General features: G+C 67.1%; 1 protein-coding gene. It reads left to right on the top strand.

The features are described 5' to 3' along the window. Positions 1-776, top strand: a 776-nt coding sequence (locus FJM08_RS08440; RefSeq protein WP_140031737.1) for an MFS transporter, incomplete at both ends; no start/stop codon positions are given.

The following is a 776-nucleotide window of genomic DNA, read 5'->3' as shown; positions in this document are numbered from 1 at the left end:
CGCTGACCGCCGCGGCCGCCTACGCCGCGGCATCGGTTCATTCGCTGCTGTGGATCGGTGTCTTCCTGTTTCTCGGCGGCATGGCCGCCGGTGGTTGCAACAGCGCCGGCGGGCGGCTGGTCTCGGGTTGGTTCCCGCCCCAGCAACGCGGTCTGGCCATGGGAATCCGCCAGACCGCACAACCTTTGGGCATCGCCTCCGGCGCGTTGGTGATACCCGAACTGGCCGAACGCGGGGTGCACGCAGGGCTGATGTTTCCCGCCGTCGTGTGCACGTTGGCCGCGGTGGCCAGCGTGCTCGGTATCGTCGACCCACCGCGAAAATCCCGCACGAAAGCCTCCGAACAGGAGCTGGCCAGCCCTTATCGGGGATCGTCGATCCTGTGGCGGATACACGCGGCGTCGGCGTTGCTGATGATGCCGCAGACGGTGACCGTGACGTTCATGTTGGTCTGGCTGATCAACCACCACGGCTGGTCGGTCGCGCAGGCCGGTGTCTTGGTGACCATATCGCAGCTGCTGGGGGCGCTGGGCCGGGTCGCGGTCGGCCGCTGGTCGGACCATGTCGGGTCACGCATGCGTCCCGTCCGCCTGATCGCCGCTGCCGCCGCGGCGACGTTGTTTCTGCTCGCGGCGGTCGATAACGAGGGCTCGAGATATGACGTGCTGCTCATGATCGCCATCTCGGTGATCGCCGTTCTGGACAACGGGCTAGAAGCCACCGCGATCACCGAGTACGCCGGACCGTACTGGAGTGGCCGGGCGCTGGGTATCCAG

It is taken from the genome of Metamycoplasma equirhinis (assembly GCF_006385185.1).
GTDB classification, from domain to species: Bacteria; Bacillota_I; Bacilli_A; order Mycoplasmatales; family Metamycoplasmataceae; genus Metamycoplasma; species Metamycoplasma equirhinis.
The sequence above is the reverse complement of the archived record's forward strand: the minus strand, read 5'-3'. Positions and strand labels throughout refer to the sequence as shown.